This is a genomic window from Streptomyces sp. NPDC055749, assembly GCF_053617235.1.
The window spans coordinates 1-18525 of the sequence record NZ_JBSHFH010000047.1; the positions used below are offsets into that span (position 1 = coordinate 1).

Consider the following 18525-nt stretch of genomic DNA (forward strand, 5'->3'; position numbering starts at 1 on the left):
CCGGAAGACCGTGAGGTCTTCCGGCGCCCCTCGTTCTTGCTGGTTCAGCGGCGGTCGTCGAGGTCCGTGCCGTCCACGCCGTTGGCCTCGGCGTCGGACTGCTTGGCCTGGACCTCCGCGTCGAGCACCGTTCGCCCGCTGCCGTCGACCGAGCTCAGCGGTGCGCGGTCGTCGGACACCTCGGTGGGGGGCGGCGGTTCGACGAGCCAGTCCGGGTTGGCCTGCTTGTCCCACCACCTCCAGGCGGCGTAGGTGCCACCGGCCACGATTCCCAGAACGGCGAGACCCTTGGCCAGCCGGCCGGCCTTGGCCCGCCGCTCGTGCTTCCTGACCAGCTTCCGGATCTCCTTGGCCGTCACCTGTCCGCGCAGTGCCGCCAGCGCCGCCGCACTGCGGGCGGTGGCCTCCTCGGCCATCGGCTGGGCGACCGAGACCGCGTGCTCCACACGCGGCACGGTGTAGTCCGCGGCGCTCCGGGCGGCGCGGCGGGTCCGGACCGCGGCGCGGTGCGCGGCCTCGTCCACCCTGGGCGGCACATGCGTACGTGCCTGTTCGATATGTGGTGCGAGGTATGCCACGTACTGGACACGGGCCTGGTGGGCCGCCGCGGACACCTTGGGCGCGAGTCGCACACGGGCCTCCTGTGCGTAGTGCGCTGCCTGTTCCTTGGCCGTGTCGGCATAGGGCGCCACCACTTCCGCGGCGTGCTGCGCGCTTTCCTTCGCCGAGTCGGTTGCGGCGCGCACGCTGTCGATGCGGGTCACGGGATCCTCCTCCTTGGTGGCGGGTAGGTACTCCGCCTTTCCACCCAATTCGAAATCATGCCCGTCAGTGCCCCACGTGGCATGCGGGGCGGGCATCCGGGTCATGAACCGCTTCTCAGGACAATGCGGTGCAAGCGGAGCGTGGCGACGACAATGCCATGGTTCGGGCCCGAGGACGAGCGGTGCGAGGCTCGCGGCGGCCGGATGTCGCGGGGGGTCCTCCGTGCGAGGATCGGTGAACGTAGTTGAGGACTTACGGAAGGCAGATTGTGGCCGAGCAGCTTTACGCCACCTTGAAGACCAGCCAAGGCGACATCGAGATCCGGCTCCTGCCGAACCACGCGCCCAAAACGGTCAAGAACTTCGTCGAGCTCGCCACCGGCGAGCGGGAGTGGACCCACCCCGCGACCGGGCAGAAGTCCACGGACAAGCTGTACGACGGCACCGTCTTCCACCGGGTCATCAGCGGTTTCATGATCCAGGGCGGCGACCCGCTGGGCAACGGCACGGGTGGCCCGGGCTACGAGTTCGGTGACGAGTTCCACCCGGACCTCGGCTTCAACAAGCCCTACCTGCTGGCCATGGCCAACGCGGGTCCGGGCACCAACGGTTCGCAGTTCTTCCTGACCGTGTCGCCCACCGCGTGGCTGACCGGCAAGCACACCATCTTCGGTGAGGTCGCCGACGAGGCCGGCAAGAAGGTCGTGGACGCCATCGCGGCCGCGCCCACCAACCCGCGTACCGACCGCCCGCTCCAGGACGTGGTGATCGAGTCCGTCGTCATCGAGACCCGCTGAATCCGGCCCACGGCTGATCGGTCCCGTTCCCACGGGGAACCAACCGCCCTGCTCGTCCGTACTGTTACATAGCGGACGAGCAGGGCGTCGGCATGTCCGTCGCCGTCAGGACCAGGACCGACCGAGGGGCGAGGACCGATGGACCAGCAGCCGCCAGCAGGCCAGGATCCGTCCGCGGTCCCCGGCAGCCCTCCCACCTGTTATCGCCACCCGGACCGCGAGTCGGGCATCCGCTGCACCCGCTGCGAGCGGCCGATCTGCACCGAGTGCATGGTCGACGCGTCCGTCGGCTTCCAGTGTCCGAGCTGCGTCCGTGAGGGCTCCGGAACCGGCCACCACCCGGCCGCGAACCAGCCCCGTACGCTCGCGGGCGGCACGGTGGCCGCGGATCCCCGGCTGATCACCAAGATCCTTCTCGGCATCAATGCCGCGGTCTTCATCGCGGTCCTGGCCACCGGGGACCGGCTGCTCGACGAGCTGCTGCTGTTCGGCCGGGCGTACTCCTCCGACGGGCTGGAGGGGGTCGCCGAGGGGCAGTGGTACCGGCTGGTGACCTCGATGTTCCTGCACCAGGAGGTGTGGCACATCGCGTTCAACATGCTGGGCCTGTGGTGGCTCGGCGGACCGCTGGAAGCGGCCCTGGGACGTGCCCGCTACCTCACGCTCTATCTGCTCTCCGGGCTGGCGGGCAGTGCCCTCACCTACTTGATCGCCTCGCCCCAGCAGGGCTCGCTCGGCGCCTCGGGCGCGATCTTCGGTCTGCTGGGCGCCACGGTCGTGCTGATGCGCCGGATGAACTACGACATGCGGCCGGTCCTCGCGCTCCTCGCGCTGAACCTGCTTTTCACCTTCACCTGGGGCGGTATCGCCTGGGAGGCCCATGTCGGTGGTCTGATCGCGGGCATCCTGATCGCGATCGGCATGGTGCACGCGCCGCGAGAGCGCCGGAATCTGGTGCAGTACGGGACCTGCGCACTGGTCCTGGTCGCGGTCATCGGCATCGTCCTTGCCCGGACCGCAGCGCTCACCTGAGCGGATTTCGCGTGGCTTCGGGGCTTCGGGCTCCGAGTTGTCCACAGAGCGTGCCGAATCTTGTGCATCGAGTGGGGAACAAGTGTGCCCCTTGTCGCTGAGCTGGGTTTCTCCAGTCAGGACAAGGGGCGAGCCCTCCCTCGATGAGGGAGGGTGTAGTCACACCGGCGTCAACTTCGACGTAGGTTATCCACAGATCGTCTGACCTTTTCCCCCACCTGTGGATAACTCTGTGGGTAACTCAGGGCAGGGCTTGTGGAAGCGGGGCTGAACCGGGTACGGCTACTTCCACTGCGTGGACACACCGAAGCCGCCGGCGATGAAGCCGAAGCCGACCACGATGTTCCAGTTGCCCAGTGCCTTGATGGGCAGATCGCCCTCGGTCACGTAGAAGACGACGATCCAGGCCAGACCGATCAGGAAGAGCGCCAGCATCACCGGCGCCACCCAACTGCGGTTGGTCAGCTTTATGCTCGTGGCCGCCTTCGCCGGAGGGGGCGTGAAATCGGCCTTCTTGCGGATACGTGACTTCGGCACGAGGAACTCTCCTGTCGATGCGCTGCGTGACCGCGCAGAGAACTGTGGCTGACGCCGGGGCTTGGCACGAGGGGGAATGATGCCGCCCCCGGGCGTCCGTTAGCGTAGTGCTTCCGTGGCGCCTAAGGAGATAAGGGTACGTTGAGCAATTCTGCCGACTCTCCCGAAGGCCCGGTCCGGCACGCCTCCCCATGGCCGGTCCGGGGACTCACCGCTGCCGTTTTCGCCCTGGCGGGACTGATCTTCGTCACCAGTGCCAACACGGCCAAGGGTACTGACATCCGTACCGACTCCTCATTGCTGAAGCTCTCCGACCTCATCCAGCAGCGCAGCCAGAACAACGCCGAGCTGAACGAGTCGACCGCCGAGCTCCGCGAGGACATCGACACCCTGGCCCAGCGCGACGACGGCAGCACCAAGGCGGAGGACGCCAAGCTCAAGGCGCTGGAGCGGGCCGCGGGCACCACGAAGATCACCGGCGACGCCGTCGGTGTCACGCTCGACGACGCCCCTCCGAACGCCACGGCCAACCCCGGGTACCCCGAGCCGCAACCCAATGACCTGGTCATTCACCAGCAGGACCTGCAGGCCGTCGTCAACGCGCTCTGGCAGGGCGGGGCCCGCGGCATCCAGGTCATGGACCAGCGGCTGATCTCCACGAGCGCCGTCCGCTGCGTGGGCAACACCCTGATCCTCCAGGGCCGGGTCTACTCGCCGCCGTACAAGGTCACCGCGGTCGGCGACCCGGACCGGCTCAAGCAGGCGCTCAACGACTCCACGGCGATCCAGAACTACCAGCTGTACGTGAAGGCGTACGGGCTTGGCTGGAAAGTCGACGAGGACGACGGAGTGACTCTTCCCGGCTACTCGGGCACAGTGGATCTCCACTACGCGAAGCCTGTGGAGTAGTCCCCGGGGGAGGCCGGCCGGTGTCGGTGCGACTGATCGTCAGAAGTTTCAGCGAGCTGTGCATCACCGTCGGCGCCCTGATCATCCTCTTCGTCCTGTACGTGCTGTTCTGGACGGGAGTGAAGGCGGCCGGCGCCACCGAGGGCGAGATCGACACGCTCCAGAACCAGTGGGCGCAGGGCGCGGTCTCCGTACCGGCGCCCGCGCCGCCCCTCGACCCCGTACCCGCAGCGTCGGCGTACCGGGACGGCAAACCGTTCGCGATGATGTACATCCCCCGCTTCGGCAAGGGCTGGGAGTGGCCCGTCCTGGAGAACACGAAGGTCGGGACCCTGAAGAAGGGGCTCGGCCACTACGCGGGGACGGCGCCGCTCGGGGCGACGGGCAACTTCGCCGTGGCAGGCCACCGGCGCACGTACGGGGACCCGTTCAAGGACTTCCCGCGGCTGCGTCCCGGCGACGCGGTCGTGCTGACGGACGGGGCGACCTGGTACACGTACCGCATCGGCAGGAAGCCCTACCGGACCGTGCCGGGCGACACCGCGGTCATCGACCCCGTGCCGCGCAAGTCCGGATTCGACGGCCCGGGCCGCTACCTCACGCTGACCACGTGCGAACCCGAGTGGGGCAGCAGCCACCGGCTCATCGCCTGGGCCCATCTGGATGCCACCCAGCCTGTGACGGACGGCAAACCTGCCGTTATCCACAGCTGACCCACGCCTGAGCCCCGGGCCTTTAGTCTGGTGCTGTACCGAATGGAGGGGACAGCATGTACGGCTGGATCTGGCGGCATCTGCCGGGCAACGCGTGGGTGCGGGCAGTCATCTCGCTCGTGCTGGTCCTGGCTGTTGTCTATGCGCTCTTCCAGTACGTCTTCCCCTGGGCGGAGCCGTTGCTTCCGTTCGGTGATGTCACGGTGGACGGCGAAGGCACCAGTGGAGCGGGGACCGGTCAGTGAGCGCACGCATTCTCGTCGTCGACAACTACGACAGCTTTGTCTTCAATCTCGTCCAGTACCTCTACCAGCTCGGCGCCGAGTGCGAGGTGCTGCGCAACGACGAGGTGACCACGGCACACGCCCAGGACGGCTTCGACGGAGTCCTGCTGTCGCCGGGTCCCGGCGCTCCCGAACAGGCCGGGGTCTGCATCGAGATGGTGCGCCACTGCGCCGACACGGGCGTGCCGGTGTTCGGCGTCTGCCTCGGGATGCAGTCGATGGCCGTGGCGTACGGCGGTGTGGTGGACCGCGCCCCGGAGCTGCTGCACGGCAAGACCTCCCCCGTGAACCACGAGGGCAAGGGTGTGTTCGCCGGTCTCCCGTCGCCCTTCACCGCCACCCGCTACCACTCGCTCGCGGCCGAACCGGACACGGTTCCGCCCGAGCTCGAAGTCACGGCGCGCACGGCGGACGGGATCATCATGGGGCTGCGCCACCGTGAACTGGCGGTGGAGGGCGTGCAGTTCCACCCCGAATCGGTGCTCACCGAATACGGTCACCTGATGCTCGCCAACTGGCTGGAGCAGTGCGGCGACACGGGGGCCGTGGCGAGGTCCGAAGGGCTCGCGCCGGTGGTGGGCAAGGCCGCCGCGTGAGCGGACTCCGCCCCGAACGAGGTGCCGGAGACGAAGGCCCGTACGCGCAGGGAGCGTATGAGGCCGACGGCACGTTCGTGGCGGCGGTCGATCAGCTCGCGGACCCGCTGACGGACCCTTTGCCGGGTCAGCAGCCCGGTCAGCACGCCTCGCCCTGGTTCAGGGCGGGCAACATCCCGGCGGGCGGGCCGGGGCCCCAGGCGCAACAGGCTCAGCAGACGCCCCAGGAGGCTCAGGAGACCCCGAGGGAGTGGTACGACCCCGAGGGCTACCAACGGGACTGGTATCGGCAGCAGGAGCCCGTCCAGGGTCCTGTCGAGGTCCCCGTCGAAGTCCCCGTCGAGAGGCGGGCCGACGAGACCGTCGGTCTGCGGACGGCCGATACGCGGCGGATGCAGGAAGCAGCAACAGCTGTAGAGCCGTCGGCCGCGGCCCCCGAACCTCGTACCGGAGGGCGGGCGGAGCGCCGCAGAGCGGCGAAGGGGCGAGGCAGACGTCGTACGGAAGCCACGCCCGAGGCGGGGACGGAAGCGGAACCGGACCGGCCCGCCGCCCCGATGTCACGCGTGGAGGCGAGAAGGGCGGCCCGCGCGGCCAAGGACAGTCCCGCGGTCGTCGCCAGCCGGGTCGTGGGCGAGGTGTTCATCTCGCTCGGCGTGCTGATGCTGTTGTTCGTCACGTACCAGCTCTGGTGGACCAACGTCCGCGCCGGCCTGATCGCAGGCAACGAGACGAACAAGATCCAGGACGAGTGGGCGAACGGGGACCGCAAACCCGGTGTCTTCGAGCCGGGCCAGGGCTTCGCCATCATGCACATTCCGAAGCTGGACGTCGTCGCGCCGATCGCCGAGGGCATCGACAAGGAGAAGGTCCTCGACCGCGGGATGATCGGCCACTACGGCGAGGGCAAGCTGAAGACCGCGATGCCGTCGGCGAAGCAGGGCAACTTCTCGGTGGCGGGCCACCGGAACACCCATGGCGAACCGTTCCGCTACATCAACAAGCTGCAGCCCGGTGACCCGATCGTCGTGGAGACGCAGGACACGTACTACACGTACGAGATGACCAGAACCCTTCCCCAGACGTCGCCATCCAACGTCTCGGTGATCGCCCCGGTCCCTGCCGGTTCGGGATTCACGGCGCCGGGCCGCTATCTCACCCTGACGACCTGTACGCCGGAATTCACGAGTACGTACCGATTGATCGTCTGGGGCAAGATGGTCGACGAACGGCCGCGCAGCAAGGGGAAGCCCGACGCGCTCGTGGGCTGAACATCATGACGACAGGGGCGGGTGCGGTGGCAGCGAGGACCGAGCACGAGGCGCGGGACGGCGAGTTCGCGCCCCCGGCACGCCGTGGAGACCGCCACCCCGTCGCCGCCGCCGTCAGTGTCTTCGGCGAGCTGCTGATCACCGCTGGTCTGGTGCTGGGCCTCTTCGTCGTCTACTCGCTGTGGTGGACGAACGTCCTCGCCGACCGCGCGGCCGACAAGCAGGGCAACACGGTCCGCGACCACTGGGCCGAGGGACGTGGCCCCGGAGCGCTGGACACCAAGGACGGCATCGGCTTCCTGCATGTCCCCGCCATGAAGAACGGCGAGGTGCTGGTCAAGAAGGGCACCGAGACCAAGGCCCTCAACGACGGCATCGCCGGCTACTACACGGAGCCGGTGAAGTCGGCGATGCCCTGGGACAAGCAGGGCAACTTCACGCTCGCGGCGCACCGGGACGGACACGGCGCCAAATTCCACAACATCGACAAGGTGAAGACGGGCGACGCGGTCGTCTTCGAGACCAAGGACACCTGGTACGTCTACAAGGTCTACGAGAAGCTCCCGGAGACCTCGAAGTACGACGTCGGCGTGATCCAGCCGGTGCCGAAGGAATCCGGGGTGAAGAAGCCCGGCCGCTACATCACCCTCACGACCTGCACTCCGGTCTACACGTCGAAGTACCGCTACATCGTCTGGGGCGAGCTGGTGCGTACGGAGAAGGTCGACGGGGACCGCACCAGGCCGGTGGAACTGCGCTGAACCGGCCGGCCCCCTGACGTGGTCCTGCTGACGTAGTCACGCAAAAGGGCCCCGCCCACCTTTCGGTGAACGGGGCCCTTCGGCTTGTGCGGGTCGTGCGGGGCTACGCGGTCAGTCCCGGCTGCCCAGGCCGCCGAAGAGGCCGTCTCCGTCGCCGCCACCGTCGACGGTGAACAGGGTGACCGTGCTGCCCTTCGCCACCGGGGTGCCGGGTCCCGGGCTGCTGTTGGCCACGGTGGCGTTCGGCTTGTCCACGGAGCCGGGGGCGAGCGTGACGACCAGGTTGAGAGCCTCCAGCTGGCCCTTCACGTCCTGGTACTTCTTGCCCAGGATGTCGGCCGGAATGGTGACCTGCTCCGGCGTCGGCGGGCCCTTGGAGACCTTCAGGACCACCTGGACGTCCTTGGCCTGCTTGCTCGGCCCGGTCGGGGTCTGCTCCAGGACGGTGCCCACCGGCTCGTTCGAGTCGACGTCGGCCCGCGAGACGTTGACGAAGCCGAGGCCGTTGAGCTGGGCCACTGCCGCCTCAAAGGTACGGGTGCGGACGTCAGGCAGGTTGAACAAGGCCTGCTTGGCCACCGTGATCGTGACCTCGGACTCCTTCTCGGCCTTCGAGCCGCCCTCGGGGCTCTGCTCGACGACCGTGTCCGGGGTCTTCTCGGACTCGACCGACTTCACGTTCACCGTGAACCCCTGGTCCTCCAGGGTCTTACGGGCGTCGGACTCGGTCTCGTCGGTGACGTCCGGGACCTCCACCTTCGGCGCTCCGGTGGAGACGACGACCGTGACGGTCGCGTTCTCATCCATCTTGACGTCCTGCTCCGGCGACTGGCTGCAGATCTTGCCCTTCGCCTGGGCCTCGCAGGGTTCCTTGCCGCCGACCTTGACCTTGACGCCGGCGTTGTCCGCGAGTCCCTGCGCTTCCGCCACGGTCGAACCGACCAGGTTCGGCGCGTCGACCTGGCCGCTGCCGCCGCCGTTGGAACCGAAGACGGACCTGCCGATCAGGATGGCGCCGATCAGCACCAGAATGCCCGCGACGATCAGGAGGATCGTCGAGGTGTTGCTCTTCTTCTGGCGCCGCCGGTCCGGGCGGTCGTCGTACCCGTAGCCGCCGTCGTCCGGGTTGACCGGCGGCAGCATCGACGTCTGCGCACCGTTCGCGTCGGCCTGGCGCAGGGCGGTCGTGGGCTGGTCCTGGTTGTAGCCGCCGTAACCGCCGTAGCCCGCCGCACCCATCGCCGCCGTGGCCGCGACCGGCTGACCGTCGAGGCATGCCTCGATGTCGGCCCGCATCTCGTCGGCGGACTGGTAGCGGTAGTCGGGGTCCTTGGTGAGCGCCTTCAACACGATCGCGTCCATCTCGGGCGTGATCTCGGGGTCGAAGTTGCTCGGCGGCTGAGGCTCTTCCCGCACGTGCTGGTAGGCAACCGCGACGGGAGAGTCCCCGACGAACGGCGGCCGGACCGCGAGCAGCTCGTAGAGCAGGCAGCCGGTGGAGTACAGGTCGGAGCGTGCGTCGACCTGCTCGCCCTTCGCCTGCTCCGGGGAGAGGTACTGGGCGGTGCCGATGACGGCGGCGGTCTGGGTCATCGTCATACCGGAGTCGCCCATGGCACGGGCGATGCCGAAGTCCATGACCTTGACCTGACCGGTACGCGTCAGCATGACGTTCGCCGGCTTGATGTCGCGGTGCACGATCTGGGCGCGGTGCGAGTACTCCAGCGCCTGGAGGATGCCCACCGTCATCTCGAGGGTGCGCTCGGGCAGCAGTCTGCGACCGGAGTGCAGCAGCTCCCTGAGCGTCGACCCGTCGACGTACTCCATCACGATGTACGGGATGGAGACCCCGTCGACGTAGTCCTCGCCGGTGTCGTAGACGGCGACGATCGCGGGGTGGTTGAGCGAGGCGGCGGACTGGGCCTCACGGCGGAACCGGGCCTGGAAGGACGGATCGCGGGCCAGATCGGCCCGGAGCGTCTTCACGGCGACGGTGCGGCCGAGCCGGGTGTCGTGGGCGAGGTAGACCTCGGCCATGCCACCACGGCCGAGCACCGAGCCCAGCTCGTACCGGCCGCCGAGGCGACGCGGCTCTTCCATACGTTCCAGCCCTCTCCGTCAGTCCCGACCGCACCCGTGTGTGGTCCGGCGGTGCGCTGTTCGCGCATACGCTACCGGGCACGCGCCATGTGATCCGCCCGCCCCCGTCAGCTGATATCCGACCGGTATCCCAATGTGCTGGTATGACGGCCGCTGTGACGGCCATCACGCGCCGTCGATGACTGCCTTCATCACATTCCTGGCAATCGGGGCGGCCAGACCGCCACCGGAGATGTCGTCCCGGTTGGCGTTGCCGTCCTCGACCACCACGGCCACGGCCACCGGGGAGCCGGTGTCGGTCTTGGCGTACGAGATGAACCAGGCGTACGGCTTCTCGCTGTTGTTCAGACCGTGCTGGGCGGTACCGGTCTTGCCTCCGACAGTGACGCCGTCGATCCGGGCGTTGGTTCCCGTGCCGCTGTCGACGACGGTCTCCATCATCTGCTGGACCTTCTGGGCGTTCTCACCCGAGAGCGGCCGGCCGAGCTGCTCCTTCTCATGGGTGTGGATGACGTCCAGGTTGGGCGCCTGGCGCTGCGCGACCATGTACGGCTGCATGAGCTTGCCGTCGTTGGCGATCGCGGAGGCGACCATGGCCATCTGGAGCGGGGTGGTGCGGTTGGATGCCTGGCCGATGCCCGCCATCGCGTTCTGCGGCCGGTTGTCCTCGGGGTAGATGCTCGCGTCGGCGCGGACCGGAGTGAAGATCTCCTTGTTGAAGCCGAACTTCTCGGTCTGCTCGATCATCTTCTCGTTGCCGAGGTCGTCGCTCATCTTGCCGAAGACGGTGTTGCACGACCAGCGGAGCGCTTCCCGGATGGTCGCGTTCTCACACGGGATGTTGCCCTCGTTCTTCAGCGGGACGGTCGTCTGCGGCAGCGTCCAGGGCAGCGGGGAGTCGGTCTTCGCGTCGATGTCGTCGTAGAGGCCGTTCTCCAGCGCCGCGGCGGCGGTGACGACCTTGAACGTCGATCCGGGCGGGTAGGTCTCCCGCAGGGCCCGGTTGAGCATGGGCTTGTCTTTGTCCTGGAGGAGCTTCTGCCGGGCGTCCGAGTCCTTGAGGGTGTTGCCCGCGAAGACCGAGGGATCGTACGAAGGGGTGCTGGCCAGGGCCAGAATGGCGCCGGTCCGCGGGTCGATCGCCGCGACGGCGCCCTTCTTGTTGCCCAGGCCCTTGAACGCGGCCTTCTGGGCAGCGCCGTTCAGTGTGGTGACGATGTTGCCGCCGGTCTTCTTCTCGCCGGTGAACATCGACAGGGTCCGGTCGAAGAACAGCTGGTCGTCGTTGCCCGTGAGGATGCCGTCCTCCAGGTTCTCCAGCTGGGAGGAGTCGAAGGCCTGGGAGGAGTAACCGGTGACGGGCGCCCACATGGGGCCGTTCTTCCAGACCCTCTTGTACTTGAAGTCGCCGCCGGTCGTCTCCACGGAGCCGGTGACCGGATTGCCGTCCACGATGATGTCGCCGCGCTCGTGCGCGTACCGCTCGATCTGGACGCGGCGGTTGTGCTTGTGGCTGTTCAGCTCGTCCGCGCGGACGTACTGGAGCCAGTTGTCCCGGACCAGAAGGGCCAGGACGAGGACTCCGCAGAAGATCGCGATCCGGCGCAGAGGCTTGTTCACGGCCGGACCACCTGGGTCATTTCGGCATCGGTGGAGGGCGCGGGCGCGGGTGCGGGACGGCGTGCGGTGTCGCTGATACGGATCAGGATGCCGATCAGCGCCCAGTTGGCGATCACGGACGAACCACCTGCCGCGAGGAACGGCATGGTCATACCGGTCAGCGGGATGAGGCCCATCACGCCGCCGGCGACGACGAAGACCTGGATGGCGAAGGAGCCGGAGAGACCGACGGCGAGGAGTTTGCCGAACGGGTCGCGGGCGGCGAGGGCCGTGCGGACGCCTCGCTCCACGATCAGGCCGTAGACGAGGAGGACGGCCATCATGCCGGCCAGCCCGAGCTCCTCGCCGACGGTGGCGAGGATGAAGTCGGAGTTGGCTGCGAAGCCGATCAGGTCGGAGTTGCCTTGGCCGAGGCCCGTACCGAGGGTGCCGCCCGAGCCGAACGCCATCAGGGACTTGGCCATCTGCTCGCTCGCTGCCAGCTCGCCCCAGCCCGCGAACGGATCGAGCCATGCCTCGACGCGACCCTGGACGTGGGGTTCGAACGAAGCGACACCGACGGCGCCGACCCCTGACATCACGAGGCCGAAGACGATCCAGCTGGTGCGCTCGGTCGCGACGTACAGCATGACGACGAACATGCCGAAGAACAGCAGGGAGGAACCGAGGTCGGTCTCGAAGACCAGGATCAGGATCGAGAACGCCCAGACCATCAGGATCGGTCCGAGGTCACGGCCTCGCGGAAGGTAGAGCCCCATGAAGCGGCGGCTGGCCAGAGCGAGGGCGTCGCGCTTCACCATCAGGTATCCGGCGAAGAAGACCGTAATGATGATCTTGGCGAACTCCCCCGGCTGGATGGTGCCGACGCCGGGGATCTTGATCCAGATCTTGGCGCCGTTCACGGCCGGGAAGAACATCGGCAGGATCAGCAGGAACAGCGCCACGACCATGGAGATGTACGTGTAGCGCTGGAGGAGCCGGTGGTCCTTGAGTGCCACCAGAACGATCACCAACAGCCCCACGCCGACTGCGGAGAACAGCAGCTGCTTGGAAGCGGCAGGGACGAAAGTGCTCTCGGCCTGGAAGCGTACGGACTGGTCCAGGCGCCAGATCAGTGCCAGGCCCAGACCGTTCAGCAACGTGGCCAGCGGCAGCAGCAGCGGGTCCGAGTACGGGGCGAACTTGCGGACCACAAGGTGTGCCACGCCACCCAGCAGGGCGAGCCCGATTCCGTATCCGAGCATGCCGGAGGGCAGCTCGCCGTTGAGCGCGAGGCCCACGTTGGCGTAGGCGAACACCGAGATGAAGACGGCGAAAACGACAAGCGCCAGCTCGGTGTTACGGCGGCTCGGTGCGTCGATCGCGCCGATGGTGGTCGTGTTGGTGACAACGCTCATAGTGCTGAGGCCCCCTACGGCTTACTGCTTACCGCACTGCGGGACCAGCTTTTTCTCTTCCTCCGAGAGGCTGGGGCCGGGAGTGGGAGTCGCTGCGGTCGGCTTGGTCCCCGTCGCGGAGGACGTGGCGGAAGTCTTGTCTGCGGGAGCACCGGCGGTGCCCCCTGCCTGGCCCTCGCCGGTGCGTGCGTCGGCCTCGGCCTCGGCTGCGCGGCGCTGGGCGTCCTTCTTGCAGGCGGACGCCTGGGCGGCGAGCTCGCCGACCTTCTTGCGGGCGTCGGTGAGGCTGCCCTCGGCGATGGTCGCCTCGACCTGCTTGCGCTGGTAGGGCGGGAGGTACTTGAGCTCGATCTCGGGGTGGTTCTTCTCGACCTTCGACAGCGACACCCAGGCGAGGTCCTGGCTGATGCCGCGGTACAGCGCGACGTTCTCGCCCTTCGCGCCCACGTAGTACTGCGTCTGGGTCCAGCGGTAGCCGCCGTACAGACCGCCGCCGATGACGGCGAGTGCGAGGACGAGGTACAGGGACCGCTTCAGCCACTTACGGCCGCCGCGCGGTTTGACGAAGTCGTCGTCGGTGTACGAGCCGAAGGCACCGTCCGGCGCTCCCCCGTAGCCGTTGTCGTCGCCGCTGCCGGGCGGGCCGAAGCCGCCGGAGGGCGGCGGGACGGGACGGCCGAGTCCGGCCGCGCGTCCGGCCGGGGTCTGCATGGCCCCGCCGTCGTTGTGCTGGGCGGCCTGGTTCTCGGCGACGGCTCCGACGATGACCGGGGTGTCGTTGAGCTGCCCGGCCAGGGTGTCGTTGCTGTCGACGTCCAGGACGTCGGCCACGATGCAGGTGATGTTGTCGGGGCCGCCGCCGCGCAGAGCCAGCTGGATGAGCTCCTGGATGGTCTCCTGGGGGCCCTGGTAGCTGGCCAGCGTCTCTTCCATCGTCTGGTGCGAGACGACGCCGGAAAGCCCGTCTGAACAGATCAGATAGCGGTCGCCGGCACGGACCTCCCGGATGGAGAGGTCGGGTTCGACGTGGTCGCCGCTGCCCAGCGCCCGCATCAGCAGGGACCGCTGCGGGTGGGTCGTGGCCTCTTCCTCGGTGATCCGGCCCTCGTCGACGAGACGCTGCACCCAGGTGTGGTCCTGCGTGATCTGGGTGAGCACCCCGTCCCGCAGCAGGTAGGCGCGGGAGTCGCCGACGTGGACGAGGCCGAGGCGCTGACCGGTCCAGAGCAGGGCCGTGAGCGTGGTGCCCATGCCCTCCAGCTGGGGGTCCTCCTCGACCATCAGCCGCAGCTGGTCGTTGGCCCGCTGAACCGCCGTGCCGAGCGAGGTCAGGATGTCGGAGCCGGGCACGTCGTCGTCGAGCTGGACCAGCGTGGAGATCACCTCGGAACTGGCGACCTCACCGGCCGCCTGGCCGCCCATGCCGTCGGCGATGGCGAGAAGGCGGGGGCCGGCGTAGCCGGAGTCCTCGTTCCCTTCCCGGATCATGCCCTTGTGCGATCCGGCGGCGAAGCGCAGGGACAAGCTCATGCGCACCTCGCCCGTCGGTTCGGGGTACAGCCGGTCTCGAGCCACACTGCCCACCCTCCGGTCGGGAGCCGGGCCGGGTCCGTCGTAAGGACCGCCGCGGCTCGCTCGCTCCGCTCGCTCATTGTCGTACTACTTCCGCAGCTCGATGACGGTCTTGCCGATGCGGATCGGCGCGCCCAGCGGAACAGGCGTCGGGGTGGTGAGTCGGGTCCGGTCGAGATACGTGCCATTGGTGGACCCGAGATCCTCGACGATCCACTGGCCGTCACGGTCCGGGTAGATCCTGGCATGCCTGCTGGACGCGTAGTCGTCGTCCAGCACGATGGTTGAGTCATGGGCCCGGCCCAGGGTGATGGTCTGGCCCTGGAGCGCCACCGTAGTACCCGTGAGGATGCCTTCGGAGACGACCAGCTTTGTAGGTGCCCCGCGGCGCTGGCGCCCGGGCTGCTGGCGTTGCTGCGGTGGGGCAGCGGGTTGTTGGCGCCCCTGCTGCGGGCGCGTGTCAGCGGCAGTGCGGCGTGAGCCGCGCTGCGTTACACGCGTTCCGAACAGGTCGCTTCTGATGACCTGGACGGCCACGATCACGAACAGCCACAGAACGGCTAGGAAACCTAGCCGCATGACCGTAAGGGTCAGCTCTGACATTGCCCCCGCTTCACCCTTCGGCTTGCCGGTAAACGATGGTGGTGCTGCCCACGACGATCCGCGAGCCGTCGCGGAGCGTAGCGCGGGTGGTGTGCTGCCCGTCTACCACGATGCCGTTGGTAGACCCGAGATCCTGGATCGTCGAGGGCGTTCCGGTCCGGATCTCACAGTGCCGGCGCGATACGCCGGGATCGTCGATCCGCACGTCGGCGTCGGTGCTTCGTCCCATCACCAACGTCGGGCGGGAGATCTGATGGCGGGTGCCATTGATCTCGATCCAGCGCCGTACCTGTGCGTCCGGCAGGGGGCCGGGCGCGGTCGGAGGGCGCCGGTCGGTCGAGGGACCGCCGGTGCGCCCGGCGCCCGGCGGCGGGGCCGCGGGCATGGGCGGGGCGGCGGTCGGGGGGTAGCCGTAACCGCCGGGGCCCTGCGGGGCGGCGGGCCGCCCGGGGCCGGGCCGGTTCGGCTGTGCGTGTTGGGGAGGGCCGGCCTGCTGTCCGGGCTGGCCCTGCTGTGACGAACTCGACGCGAGCGTCCGGCTGCGGACACGGTAGAGCCCGGTGTCGAGGTCGTCGGCCTTCTCCAGGTGGACCTTGATCGGGCCCATGAAGGTGTAGCGCTGCTGCTTGGCGTAGTCCCGTACGAGGCCGGACAGCTCGTCGCCGAGCTGGCCGGAGTACGGGCTGAGCCGCTCGTAGTCGGGTGCGCTCAGCTCGACGATGAAGTCGTTGGGTACGACGGTCCGCTCGCGGTTCCAGATGGTGGCGTTGTTGTCGCACTCGCGCTGGAGAGCGCCCGCGATCTCCACCGGCTGGACCTCGGACTTGAAGACCTTGGCGAAGGTGCCATTGACCAGACCTTCGAGACGCTGCTCGAAACGCTTCATGACTCCCATGGGGCACCTCCTCCGGTGTCGTCATCCCTGTACTGCTTACTGATCGTATCCACGCGTCGGGAAATCGGCTGGTTCCCCTTGTCTGCCCTGTGGATGAGTGTCACCCCTCACACGGATCGTAGAGGTGGCCTCCTCACAGTGTCCCGCACCCGGGGTGCGGTCAGGAGGAGTGGGGGGCGGAGGCTCCGCGTTCCCGCTTCCCCCCATGTGTTCGCCAAAACAACGGATGTGAATCCACCCAGTCCATCGTGCTAATCTTCCGGATGTCGCCAGGCGCTCACACCAACCGGTGAGAGAGTCTCAAAACATCACTCATGCGCGAGTGGCGGAACGGCAGACGCGCTGGCTTCAGGTGCCAGTGTCCTTAGGGACGTGGGGGTTCAAATCCCCCCTCGCGCACAACGAAGTACCGATGGTTGGTGCTTGGTAGTAACGCAGAAACGGTCGTCATCGTAATCACGATGGCGACCGTTTCGTCGTTCCGGCGCTTGTTTCACGTGAAACGCCCGCTTTGGGCCGGGTGGGGCCGCGAGGTGCTGTTCCGCCTCGCGGCCCTCATGCGTTGCGTACGTCTCAGGCGGCCAGGCGGGAAGCGAGGGCCTTGGCCTTCTCGGCGGCGTCGGTGAGCGCCTTGGTGCGCGAGGTCTCGGCGAGCGGAATGAGCTCGGCCATCGAGGGCTGGGAGTGGGCCAGCGTCAGCTCCGGAACGATGAAGTCGACCTCGGCGCCGAACATGCCCGTGAGCAGCTTCTCCAGGTAGTTCTGGACGAACTCGAAGGATTCGCGGGGAGTGCCGGGGGCGTACGAACCGCCGCGGCTGGCGACGACGGTGACCGGGATGCCCTTGAGGGGGCTGTCGGGGCCGGCGTTGTGCCCGACGACGATCACCTGGTCCAGCCATGCCTTCAGGGTGGACGGGATGGAGAAGTTGTACATCGGCGCACCGATCAGGACGGCGTCCGCACCGGCCAACTCGGCGGCCAGCGTGGCGCGCAGGGGGTCCTCCGCGCCCGCGGCGGCGGCCGAGGCGTCCAGGTGGGGCAGCGGGTCCGCGGCGAGGTCCCGGTACACGACCTGCCCGTCCGGGTGCTGCTCGAGCCATGCCTGCACGAAGGCGGCGGTGACCTCGCGGGATGCGGAGCCCTGGGGGAAGACGGCGGAGTCGAGATGCAGAAGCGTGGCCATGAGGTTCTCCACAGATATATCGGGGGGGGGTGGGGGTGGGGAGGGCTGGGCGTGGCCGGGGGCGGTGAGCGCGGCCGGGGTGCCCAACGTTTCGTATGTACCTATGGATAGCATAGTCACTTATTTTTAGTAAGTCCCTCACGATGGCGCAGTAGTCTGTGGACATGGCGGATCACGGCGGAGAGGCATGTCGGCGGGTTGACGCGGGCATCAGCCGCGTCTTCGGGCTGTTCGGCAAGCGCTGGACGGGCCCGATCGTCTCTGTGCTCATGCAGCAGCCCGTTCACTTCGCGGATCTGCGGCGCGCGATTCCGGGCATCAGCGAGCGCATGCTGTCGGACCGGCTGTCCGAACTGGGGGCTGCCGGCCTGGTGGTCCGTGAGGTCGACGAGGGGCCGCCGCTGCGCGTCTCGTACCGGCTCACGGAGGCGGGCGCCGCGATGGAGCCGGCACTCAAGGAACTCGGCCGGTGGGCGGACACGTATCTGTCGGACGAGCCGGGCGGCTGCTGAACGCCGTAGTGGTTCTTCTGGTGGGCCTGGTCACCAAGCCTTGATCACCGGCGCGTCGGGTTCGTGCTGCCGCCAGGCCTCGTTGAGGCGCGTGAGCCTGCCCGGGGCGGCGATGCCGCGCAGGGACGCGACCTTGCCTTCGCTGACTTCGAACACCACTGCGCCCATGACCCGGTCGTCGACCACGGCCAGGACGGCCGTGGAGCCGTTGACCAGCGCGATGTGCATCGCCGGCGTGCCGCCGGCCAGCCGCCGCTTCGCCGCCGTGGGCTTGAAGCCTGCCCGCACGAAGGAGGCGACCCGCTCGCGTGTCTTGAACCGCAGCAGCCGCTTGGCCAGTCCGGCGCCGTCCGAGACCGCTGCCACGTCGTCGGTGAGAAGCGCCACCAGCCGTTCGGTGCGCCCCGACGTGGCGGCGGCGAGGAACTCCTCGACGACCCGGCGCGCGGACTCGGGATCGGCCTCGCCGCCGCGGCGGCGCTCGGCGGCGACCCGGATCCGGGCCCGGTGGGCATGCTGCTGGCTCGCGGACTCGGTGATGTCGAGGATCCCGGCGATCTCGGCGTGGCTGTACGAGAAGGCCTCACGCAAGACGTAGACGGCCCGCTCGACCGGCGAGAGGCGCTCGAAGAGGGTCAGCACGGCCAAGGACACGGATTCGCGCTGTTCGAAGGTGTCGGCCGGGCCGAGCATCGGGTCGCCTTCGAGCAGCGGTTCGGGCAGCCAGGCTCCGGCGGCCCGCTCGTGGCGCGCCTGCGCCGAGCGGAGCCGGTCGAGGCAGAGATTGGTGACGACCTTGGTCAGCCAGGCTTCCGGCACCTCGACCCGTTCGCGGTCTGCGGCCTGCCAGCGCAGGAACGCGTCCTGCACGGCGTCCTCGGCGTCGGCGGCCGAGCCGAGCAGACGGTACGCGAGCGAGGCCAGCCGGCCCCGGCCGGCCTCGAACCGATCGATGGCTGCGCTGTCCATGCGGAGCA

Annotated in this window: 19 protein-coding genes and 1 tRNA gene; 10 read left to right on the forward strand and 10 right to left on the reverse strand. The window is 68.3% G+C overall.

What is annotated here, in order from left to right; translation table 11 throughout:
* Positions 1-44: 44 nt before the first annotated feature.
* Entirely contained in the window at positions 45-764 is a 720-nt protein-coding gene (locus ACWGO0_RS28435; RefSeq protein WP_453541046.1) for a DUF5324 family protein, read from the reverse strand.
* Between the two features lie 269 nt (positions 765-1033).
* Here ACWGO0_RS28435 and ACWGO0_RS28440 point away from each other — a divergent pair, with 269 nt between their 5' ends.
* Both ACWGO0_RS28440 and ACWGO0_RS28445 read left to right on the forward strand, forming a co-directional pair.
* Entirely contained in the window at positions 1034-1561 is a 528-nt protein-coding gene (locus ACWGO0_RS28440) for a peptidylprolyl isomerase (RefSeq protein ID WP_453541049.1), read from the forward strand.
* Positions 1562-1699: 138 nt separating this feature from the next.
* Entirely contained in the window at positions 1700-2593 is an 894-nt protein-coding gene (locus tag ACWGO0_RS28445) for a rhomboid family intramembrane serine protease (protein WP_453541052.1), read from the forward strand.
* A gap of 282 nt (positions 2594-2875) precedes the next feature.
* On the opposite strand, the gene crgA is transcribed toward ACWGO0_RS28445, so the two are convergent.
* On the reverse strand, positions 2876-3130 hold the full coding sequence (gene crgA, locus ACWGO0_RS28450) for a cell division protein CrgA (RefSeq protein ID WP_453541055.1): 255 nt from the start codon (positions 3128-3130) through the stop codon (positions 2876-2878).
* 141 nt (positions 3131-3271) lie between these two features.
* On the opposite strand from crgA, the gene ACWGO0_RS28455 reads away from it, so the two are divergent.
* The 6 genes from ACWGO0_RS28455 to ACWGO0_RS28480 are packed head-to-tail and all read left to right on the forward strand — an operon-like array spanning position 3272 to position 7664.
* Positions 3272-4039: a DUF881 domain-containing protein gene (locus ACWGO0_RS28455; RefSeq protein ID WP_453541058.1), complete on the forward strand. Its 768-nt coding sequence runs from the start codon at positions 3272-3274 to the stop codon at positions 4037-4039.
* Positions 4040-4059: 20 nt separating this feature from the next.
* A complete protein-coding gene (locus tag ACWGO0_RS28460; protein WP_453541061.1) occupies positions 4060-4752 on the forward strand; it encodes a class E sortase in 693 nt (230 codons plus the stop codon).
* A gap of 56 nt (positions 4753-4808) precedes the next feature.
* Positions 4809-4997: a hypothetical protein gene (locus ACWGO0_RS28465; RefSeq protein ID WP_383789562.1), complete on the forward strand. Its 189-nt coding sequence runs from the start codon at positions 4809-4811 to the stop codon at positions 4995-4997.
* On the forward strand, positions 4994-5632 hold the full coding sequence (locus ACWGO0_RS28470) for an aminodeoxychorismate/anthranilate synthase component II (RefSeq protein WP_328911226.1): 639 nt from the start codon (positions 4994-4996) through the stop codon (positions 5630-5632). Before ACWGO0_RS28465 ends, ACWGO0_RS28470 begins: the two co-directional genes overlap by 4 nt.
* Positions 5629-6903 carry a class E sortase gene (locus ACWGO0_RS28475; RefSeq protein WP_453541066.1) on the forward strand — a complete coding sequence of 425 codons (1275 nt, stop codon included), beginning with the start codon at positions 5629-5631 and terminating at the stop codon, positions 6901-6903. The genes ACWGO0_RS28470 and ACWGO0_RS28475 overlap by 4 nt, the downstream gene beginning before the upstream one ends.
* Positions 6904-6929: 26 nt before the next feature.
* The gene (locus tag ACWGO0_RS28480; RefSeq protein ID WP_453541209.1) at positions 6930-7664 is read left to right on the forward strand and encodes a class E sortase; all 735 of its coding nucleotides are present in this window, start codon (positions 6930-6932) and stop codon (positions 7662-7664) included.
* A gap of 111 nt (positions 7665-7775) precedes the next feature.
* Here the strand turns inward: ACWGO0_RS28480 and pknB are convergent, their stop codons facing one another.
* The 6 genes from pknB to ACWGO0_RS28510 all read right to left on the reverse strand — a co-directional run bounded on the left by pknB (position 7776) and on the right by ACWGO0_RS28510 (position 15851).
* Positions 7776-9764, reverse strand: a complete 1989-nt coding sequence (gene pknB, locus ACWGO0_RS28485) for a Stk1 family PASTA domain-containing Ser/Thr kinase (RefSeq protein ID WP_453541068.1) — start codon at positions 9762-9764, stop codon at positions 7776-7778.
* A 165-nt stretch (positions 9765-9929) separates the two neighbouring features.
* The gene (locus ACWGO0_RS28490) at positions 9930-11384 is read right to left on the reverse strand and encodes a peptidoglycan D,D-transpeptidase FtsI family protein (protein ID WP_453541071.1); all 1455 of its coding nucleotides are present in this window, start codon (positions 11382-11384) and stop codon (positions 9930-9932) included.
* Positions 11381-12781 (reverse strand): FtsW/RodA/SpoVE family cell cycle protein, encoded by a 1401-nt coding sequence (locus tag ACWGO0_RS28495; RefSeq protein ID WP_453541074.1) that lies wholly within the window; start codon positions 12779-12781, stop codon positions 11381-11383. Before ACWGO0_RS28495 ends, ACWGO0_RS28490 begins: the two co-directional genes overlap by 4 nt.
* Before the next feature lie 21 nt (positions 12782-12802).
* Positions 12803-14311 carry a Stp1/IreP family PP2C-type Ser/Thr phosphatase gene (locus ACWGO0_RS28500; RefSeq protein WP_453541077.1) on the reverse strand — a complete coding sequence of 503 codons (1509 nt, stop codon included), beginning with the start codon at positions 14309-14311 and terminating at the stop codon, positions 12803-12805.
* Between the two features lie 129 nt (positions 14312-14440).
* A complete protein-coding gene (locus ACWGO0_RS28505) occupies positions 14441-14956 on the reverse strand; it encodes an FHA domain-containing protein FhaB/FipA (RefSeq protein WP_453541080.1) in 516 nt (171 codons plus the stop codon).
* Between the two features lie 10 nt (positions 14957-14966).
* Positions 14967-15851, reverse strand: a complete 885-nt coding sequence (locus tag ACWGO0_RS28510; RefSeq protein ID WP_453541083.1) for an FhaA domain-containing protein — start codon at positions 15849-15851, stop codon at positions 14967-14969.
* Positions 15852-16167: 316 nt separating this feature from the next.
* Here ACWGO0_RS28510 and ACWGO0_RS28515 point away from each other — a divergent pair.
* Positions 16168-16250, forward strand: a tRNA-Leu gene (locus tag ACWGO0_RS28515).
* 174 nt (positions 16251-16424) lie between these two features.
* On the opposite strand, the gene ACWGO0_RS28520 is transcribed toward ACWGO0_RS28515, so the two are convergent.
* Complete coding sequence (locus ACWGO0_RS28520) at positions 16425-17036, reverse strand: FMN-dependent NADH-azoreductase (protein ID WP_453541085.1); 612 nt, start codon at positions 17034-17036, stop codon at positions 16425-16427.
* Between the two features lie 164 nt (positions 17037-17200).
* On the opposite strand from ACWGO0_RS28520, the gene ACWGO0_RS28525 reads away from it, so the two are divergent.
* Complete coding sequence (locus tag ACWGO0_RS28525; protein WP_453541088.1) at positions 17201-17548, forward strand: winged helix-turn-helix transcriptional regulator; 348 nt, start codon at positions 17201-17203, stop codon at positions 17546-17548.
* Positions 17549-17578: 30 nt separating this feature from the next.
* Here ACWGO0_RS28525 and ACWGO0_RS28530 read toward each other — a convergent pair whose 3' ends face one another.
* Positions 17579-18517 (reverse strand): sigma-70 family RNA polymerase sigma factor, encoded by a 939-nt coding sequence (locus ACWGO0_RS28530; RefSeq protein ID WP_453541091.1) that lies wholly within the window; start codon positions 18515-18517, stop codon positions 17579-17581.
* Positions 18518-18525 lie beyond the last annotated feature (8 nt).

Bases quoted from the DNA above. Each gene is read 5' to 3' on its own strand.
- ACWGO0_RS28500 (WP_453541077.1), bottom strand. From the start codon at position 14,311: ATGAGCTTGTCCCTGCGCTTCGCCGCCGGATCGCACAAGGGCATGATC.
- ACWGO0_RS28495 (WP_453541074.1), bottom strand. From the start codon at position 12,781: ATGAGCGTTGTCACCAACACGACCACCATCGGCGCGATCGACGCACCG.
- ACWGO0_RS28465 (WP_383789562.1), top strand. From the start codon at position 4,809: ATGTACGGCTGGATCTGGCGGCATCTGCCGGGCAACGCGTGGGTGCGG.
- ACWGO0_RS28510 (WP_453541083.1), bottom strand. From the start codon at position 15,851: ATGGGAGTCATGAAGCGTTTCGAGCAGCGTCTCGAAGGTCTGGTCAAT.
- ACWGO0_RS28530 (WP_453541091.1), bottom strand. From the start codon at position 18,517: ATGGACAGCGCAGCCATCGATCGGTTCGAGGCCGGCCGGGGCCGGCTG.
- ACWGO0_RS28520 (WP_453541085.1), bottom strand. From the start codon at position 17,036: ATGGCCACGCTTCTGCATCTCGACTCCGCCGTCTTCCCCCAGGGCTCC.
- ACWGO0_RS28525 (WP_453541088.1), top strand. From the start codon at position 17,201: ATGGCGGATCACGGCGGAGAGGCATGTCGGCGGGTTGACGCGGGCATC.
- ACWGO0_RS28445 (WP_453541052.1), top strand. From the start codon at position 1,700: ATGGACCAGCAGCCGCCAGCAGGCCAGGATCCGTCCGCGGTCCCCGGC.
- pknB (WP_453541068.1), bottom strand. From the start codon at position 9,764: ATGGAAGAGCCGCGTCGCCTCGGCGGCCGGTACGAGCTGGGCTCGGTG.
- ACWGO0_RS28505 (WP_453541080.1), bottom strand. From the start codon at position 14,956: ATGTCAGAGCTGACCCTTACGGTCATGCGGCTAGGTTTCCTAGCCGTT.